Source organism: Longimicrobium sp. (assembly GCF_036554565.1).
GTDB lineage: Bacteria > Gemmatimonadota > Gemmatimonadetes > Longimicrobiales > Longimicrobiaceae > Longimicrobium.
The window spans coordinates 1-5915 of the sequence record NZ_DATBNB010000192.1 but is presented as its reverse complement, the minus strand read 5'-3'; the positions used below and the strand labels follow the sequence as shown (position 1 = coordinate 5915).

Annotated in this window: 6 protein-coding genes; 1 reads left to right on the top strand and 5 read right to left on the bottom strand. The window is 70.2% G+C overall.

Going from position 1 to position 5915, the window contains the following annotated elements; genetic code table 11:
- Positions 1 to 147: 147 nt before the first annotated feature.
- From VIB55_RS05235 to VIB55_RS05225, 3 genes are all read right to left on the bottom strand, one after another.
- Positions 148 to 1014 (bottom strand): alpha/beta hydrolase, encoded by an 867-nt coding sequence (locus VIB55_RS05235; protein ID WP_331875611.1) that lies wholly within the window; start codon positions 1012 to 1014, stop codon positions 148 to 150.
- 37 nt (positions 1015 to 1051) lie between these two features.
- Positions 1052 to 2227, bottom strand: coding sequence for a hypothetical protein (locus tag VIB55_RS05230; protein ID WP_331875610.1), 1176 nt, complete (start codon positions 2225 to 2227; stop codon positions 1052 to 1054).
- Between the two features lie 109 nt (positions 2228 to 2336).
- Positions 2337 to 3248, bottom strand: coding sequence for a YihY/virulence factor BrkB family protein (locus VIB55_RS05225; RefSeq protein ID WP_331875612.1), 912 nt, complete (start codon positions 3246 to 3248; stop codon positions 2337 to 2339).
- A gap of 134 nt (positions 3249 to 3382) precedes the next feature.
- On the opposite strand from VIB55_RS05225, the gene VIB55_RS05220 reads away from it, so the two are divergent.
- Complete coding sequence (locus tag VIB55_RS05220) at positions 3383 to 3832, top strand: bis(5'-nucleosyl)-tetraphosphatase (RefSeq protein WP_331023717.1); 450 nt, start codon at positions 3383 to 3385, stop codon at positions 3830 to 3832.
- A gap of 580 nt (positions 3833 to 4412) precedes the next feature.
- On the opposite strand, the gene VIB55_RS05215 is transcribed toward VIB55_RS05220, so the two are convergent.
- Both VIB55_RS05215 and VIB55_RS05210 read right to left on the bottom strand, forming a co-directional pair.
- Positions 4413 to 5666: a sensor histidine kinase gene (locus VIB55_RS05215; protein ID WP_331875609.1), complete on the bottom strand. Its 1254-nt coding sequence runs from the start codon at positions 5664 to 5666 to the stop codon at positions 4413 to 4415.
- Positions 5663 to 5915: winged helix-turn-helix domain-containing protein (locus tag VIB55_RS05210; RefSeq protein ID WP_331875608.1), on the bottom strand; the 253-nt coding region annotated here is incomplete at its 5' end. The genes VIB55_RS05215 and VIB55_RS05210, both read right to left, overlap by 4 nt.

Genomic DNA, 5915 nt, shown 5'->3' with positions numbered 1-5915 from the left:
AGCGCCATGTGCGGACCGAAGTACACCCAGCCGAATGCGGCGACCAGCGCCAGGGCAACGAGGGGAACGAACGGGCTTCTGCGACGGGCCATGAGGTTTCTCCACTGATGAGGTGATGGTGCCGGGCGGGAACCCGGCGGGTTCGAATCAGTCCTGCCGATCGTCGATATTCCAGCTGGGGCCGGCGCGAAGCTCGCTCTCGTTGACGGGCTCGTGAACGAGCGCTTCACTGGTGCCCTCGGCCGGCAGGCTGGCGGCGAAGTCCGTGAGCACGCGCCAGTACTCATCTCCCGCCACCCACAACAGATCGTTGTGCCCGGCGCCGTTCACCCAGTAGTGCCGCTTGGGAGACGGGGCGCGCTGGTACAGGCGCCGTCCGTGGGCGAACGCGATGACTTCGTCTTCCGTGCCGTGGACCACCAGCACGGGCGCGCGCACCTTCGGCAGCTTGCTCCAGGTGCGGAACCGGTCGAAGGGCACGAGGGGATAGTCGCTGACCGCGCCGTGGATGGTGGTGAACGTGCTTTCCAGCACCAGTGCCGCCACCGGCTGCCGGCTGGCGAGGTCCGCCGCCACGCCCCCGCCGAGCGAGCGGCCGTGCGCGATGATCCGCTCCGCCGGCACGCGTTCGGTGCGCGTCAGGTAGTCGTACGCCGCGTCGATGTCGGCGTACGTGGCGCGCTCGGAGGGTCGGCCCGTGCTCAGGCCGTAGCCGCTGTAGTCGTACGCCAGAACGCTGAACCCCGCGGCGGCCATCTCGCGGAAGAAATCCAGGTTGTGCCAGATGGTTTCCGCGTTCCCGTGGCTGAAGAGCACGGTGTACCGCGCCTCCGGGTTGCGGACGTGCACCGCTGAAAGGGTTCCGCCGTCGGGACGCGGGATGGAGACCACGTCGGACGAGGGCGGATGCCGGCCGGCGGGTGGCTGAAAGATCAACCGCTCGGCGTAGAACCAGACCAGCGCGGCGAAGATCGCGTAGGCGGCCAGCACCAGGACGGCGAAGCGGATCAGCACGCGGAGTCGCGGAGCGGGAGCAGCCGGCGCCATCCGGTCAGGCCAGGACGGTACCCACCGGGAGCGGCGTCGCGGGCGCAGGCGCCTCCGCGCCGAAGCGCGCGAGCTGGCGTTCCACGAACGCGGACGTGCGGGTGCGCAGCGGCTCGAACGCCAGGCCCAGCGCCACGCCGGTGACGATGCCGCCCGTCCGCGGGCTGAGCCCCAGACGCGCGCCCAGCCACTCCTGCATCACCTGCTCGGAAACCGCGAAGAGCACGACGGCCAGCAGTCCCAGCATCCCCGACACCGCGGTGCGGCGCAGGGCGAGCGACGGGTCCAGCGCGCCGGAGCCGAACAGGGCGATGGCCAGGCACGCCAGCAGCCCGAGGAACGCCCCGACGAGCGCCAGCGCGTACCAGTGCGGCAGCGGGGCCTGGTACCCTGTAGCGTTCTGCAGCAGCTTCAGCGCGGAGGCAAGCACCGCGACGGCCGTGGCGAACAGGAAGCCTTCCAGCACCCAGAAGACCTGCCGGCGGCCCGCCGCGTCGGCCAGGCGGTAGTTGGTCCGCAGGTTCGCGGCGCTCAGCGTTACGGTCGCCAGCAATGCGGCGAGCACCAGGTACTTCGCATAGACCACGAGGTCGATCTCGTCGCCGCGCAGGTCCGTGGAAATGGAGAGCGCCTGCGGCACCACGACCACCAGGCCGCAGAACCAGGCCGCCGTGCTCCGCAGCCGGGCGGGGTCCATCGCCCAAAGCTGGGCGTACGCGGCGATGCGGCCGGCGCGCGAGACCCCGGGCCGAATGTCACGGGGGGAGAGGGGGCGCGGGAAGATGCCGGAGAAGCGGATCATCACCGCCATCCCGGCAACGGCGGCCAGCGGCATTCCCGTATCCAGCACCGACACGGCCCAGTCGGGAAGCCCCGACTTCCTGAGCACCGACCAGGTCCCTTCCGCGCCCAGCGCGTACGACAGCAGCCCCAGGAACAGCGCCAGCACCCTGGCGTCGTCGCGCATCCAGCTGCGCCACGCGAGCACCAGCGCCAGGCCGGCGGCCGAAAGCGGAGCCAGCACCAGCAGCAGCACGACTCCGATGACACCCGGCGTCAGCAGCGCCTCGCCTGCCCGCACCGCCATGGCGAACTCCACCAGGGGTAGCAGGTTGGCCGCGATGGTCACGATTGCGAGAGCGCAGACGAATGCGCGGAGCACGGGTCGGGTGCTGGACATCGGGCGGGGAGGACGGGGAAGGGAACCGCGGATGGAGCTGGATGGCAAACAAAAGTAGCGACGAACCGTCCCGCGCGAAACCGCGAAGGTCCGCCGAGAAGCGCGCGTGCTACGCCGCGCGCTCCATCTCCGACGCGATCTCACCGCCCAGCAGGATGACGAGCGAGGTTACGTACATCCACAGCAGCAGGACGGTGACCGTGCCCAGCAGGCCGTAGGTGGCGCTGTACGAGCCGAAGTTGGTGACGTACAGGCGGAAGGCCAGCGAGGCGATCACGAAGATCACCGCGGCGACGGCGGACGCCTTGAGCAGCGTCTTCTTGCAGCCGGACTGGTCCTTGAGCGGAAGGACGTAGTAGATCAGCCAGAAGGTGGCCGTGATCATCGCGAAGCCCAGCGGCACCTGCGCCACCGCCCACACCGTGCGCCCCGCCTCGCCCAGCCCGAGCGACCGCGCGATCCCGCCGCCGCCCACCAGCACGGCGCTTCCGCCCAGGAACAGCAGGGCGCAGGCGGCCAGCATCCCCACGGCCACCAGCTTCTTTCGAATCCACGACCGCTGGGCGACGACGCCGTAGCACACGTTCAGCGTGTCTTCGAGCGCGGTGAAGACGTTGCTCCCGGCCCACAGCGCCAGCAGCAGGCCAATGGAGAGCGGGCCGGGCGCGTTGCGGTGGACGACGTCGTTCACGAAGCCCGAGACCAGGCCCGACGCCTCGGCGGGGAGGGAGGTCGTCAGCCGCTGCGTCATCCAGTCGCCCGTTTCCTGCCCGCCGAAGAAGCCCGTCAGGCCGAACATGACCATGGCCGAGGGCGGAAGCGAAAGGAAGAAGTAGTAGGCCACCTTGGCGGCCTGGTTGCTGATGTCGTCGGCCATGAACTCGTGGATCACGCGCTTCCAGAGCGGTGCCGTGACGGGCAGCGGCTCCTGCAGCCTGCGCCCGCGCTGCACGTCTTCGGCGCTGGCGCGGGGATTCGGCTTCTCGGGCGGCTCGGGGGCGGAGCGGTAGCGCGTGTCCATCACGGGTTTGCGCGGCTGGGGAGGCAAGGACGTCGGGCGGCGGCGCGGGCAACCATCATGCCGGTTGCCTGCGCGCTTTGTCCGTAGCAGATTGCACGCAAATACGTCCCTGCCTCTACGCGCCGGAGGGGAGGATGAGAAGAATTTCGCAGACGGCGGCGGGCGTCGTGCTCTTCCGGAACGGGGGAAGCGAGCGGCGCTACCTGCTGATGCGTTCGGCGCTCACCAGGCGTCCCATATGGGAGTTTCCCAAGGGCGGAGTGGAGTCCGGGGAAACGGAAGAACAGGCCGCGGTTCGCGAGCTGTGGGAAGAGGCGGGCATCGGGGAAACCCAGATCTCGCTGTTCCGCGGCTTTCGCGAGGAAGAGCGGTACGTCTTTACGCAGGGAAAGGGCGATGCGCGAACGCTGATCGTGAAGAAGGTGGTGTACTTCCTGGCGGAAACCCAGGAAGAACGCGTGGTCATTTCGCGCGAAGCCGAGGACTACCGCTGGGCCACGTACGACGAGGCCCTGCGGCTGATCCGCTTTCCCGGAAAGCGCTACGTGCTGGAACTGGCGGAAGCGCGGCTGAAGGAGGGGTAGGTTCCCCCTCCCCCCTCTCCCGCGCAAACGGCGCGGGAGAGGGGGGAACTTCGATCGGGGTTCGACTGGGGCAGGTGCACGCCTCGGGCGGGCCCCTCCCCCGGCCCCTCCCCCGGCAAACTGCGCCGGGAGAGGGGGGAATTCGGGTGGGGTTCGACAGGGTGCCTTGCATGCCTTGGGAGCCCCCTCCCCCCGGCCCCCGTCCCCCGCTGCGCAGGGGAGGGGGAGACCTGAACTGCACTTCGGCCGGCTTGGCGCACTCCGCTTCGCGTGCAGTCCGCGAAGGAGGACTTCGTGACGTTCCAGCTGCGGTTTCAACTGCCTGGACCGAGGCCGAGGCCTACGCATCAGTGACCGCTGCCGCGCCCGGGCTTGTACGTGTCCGCGGCTAGATCCTTCGGCCCGCGGAGCACGGCGTGCGGGCGGGTGCGGCGTGGCTTGGCCTCAGGATGACAGAGTGGCGTGCATGCTGCCGCACTTTCGCAGTTCCGCACTCACGAACATCCGCACTCACGCACTCATGCACTCACGCACTCACGCACTCACGCACTCACGCACTTCCGCACTTCCGCACTTCCCCTCACGCTCCCGCCGGCAGCCGCACCGTGAACACGCTCCCCTCGCCCGGGGCGCTGCGCACCGCGATCGTGCCGCCGTGGCGCTCGGCGACCATGCGGGCGATGGCCAGGCCCAGCCCCGTGCCGCCGCTGCGGTTGCGGGCCGCGTCTTCGCGGTAGAAGCGGTCGAACACGCGGGGCAGCGCCTCGGCAGAGATGCCGCTGCCCGTGTCCGCGACCTGCACCTCCACCCAGTCCCGCCCGTCCCCCGCTTCCCCCGCCGCGGTCGAGCGCGCGGTGATCGTCACGGCGCCTGCTTCCGTGAACTTCACCGCGTTCGAGACCAGGTTCAGGAACAGGCGCCGGAGCGCACCCGCGTCGCCGCGCAGGGCGAGCGTATCGGGGACGTCCAGCCGCACCTCCACCGGCTTGGCCGCGGCCAGCGCCTCGCCCACGTCCTGCACGTCGCGTAGCACCTCCGCCAGGTCGGCGATCTCGTCGGGGCCGGATTCCACCTGCTCGCCGCGCGCCAGCGTCAGCAGGTCTTCTACCAGGTGAAGCATCTCGCGCGTTTCATCGACCACCTCTTCCAGCGTGTCGCGCAGCTCCTCGGCGGTGCGCGGGCGGGCGAGGGCGACTTCGGCCGTGCCGCGGATGGCGGTGAGGGGCGTGCGCAGCTCGTGGCTGGCGTCCGCCGTGAAGCTGCGCAGGGCCTCTACAGCGCGCTGAAGGCGCTCGAGCATGCCGTTGTAGGCCAGGGCCAGCTCGCGCAGCTCGGTGGGGCGCTCCGGCTCGTCCACGCGCCGCGCCAGCCCGCCGATGCCGATCTCGCGCGAGGCCGTCACCAGCCGGTTGAGGGGCTGCAGGATGCGGTCGCTCACCGTTCGCCCCGCCAGCGCGGCCAGCAGCGTCGTCACCGGGATCAGCACCAGGGCGATCAGGAGGAAGGAGCGCAGGGCGTGCTGCTCGACGGCGCCGGTGCGGGCCACGTAGATCTCCACCGTCTCGCCCGTGACCAGGCGCGAGCGGCGGCGAAGTGTCTCTACCGCGCCCTCCGTGGGCGGCAGCCGCTGCTCGTGCGTGGCCACGCGGGGGATGCCCGGCGCAATGAAGCGCTCGGCCGTGGCGGCGGTCTGGCGCAGCGACTCGGTGCCCGCGCTCTTCAGCGAGCGCCGCAGGATGCCGTAGGTGGCGCCCGCGAACAGGGTGAGCGCCACCAGCAGGATCAGCGAATACCCCGCGACGATCTCGCGCCGGAGCGAGCGGCGGCGGTTCACTCCGGCTCCCCGGCCGGCGGCTTGATGGCGTAGCCCACCCCGCGCACCGTCTGGATCAATCCCCGGTCGCGGTCTTCCAGCTTGGTTCTCAGCGAATTGATGCACACGTCCACGATGTTGGTGCCGGGATCGAATCGGATTCCCCACACGTGCTCCATCATCGCCGCGCGGCTCAGGGGGCGGCCCGCGTTGCGAAGCAGGTATTCCAGGACCGCGAACTCGCGCGGCGTGAGCTCCACCGGTTTGCCG

Bases quoted from the DNA above. Each gene is read 5' to 3' on its own strand.
- VIB55_RS05230 (WP_331875610.1), bottom strand. From the start codon at position 2,227: ATGTCCAGCACCCGACCCGTGCTCCGCGCATTCGTCTGCGCTCTCGCA.
- VIB55_RS05225 (WP_331875612.1), bottom strand. From the start codon at position 3,248: ATGGACACGCGCTACCGCTCCGCCCCCGAGCCGCCCGAGAAGCCGAAT.
- VIB55_RS05220 (WP_331023717.1), top strand. From the start codon at position 3,383: ATGAGAAGAATTTCGCAGACGGCGGCGGGCGTCGTGCTCTTCCGGAAC.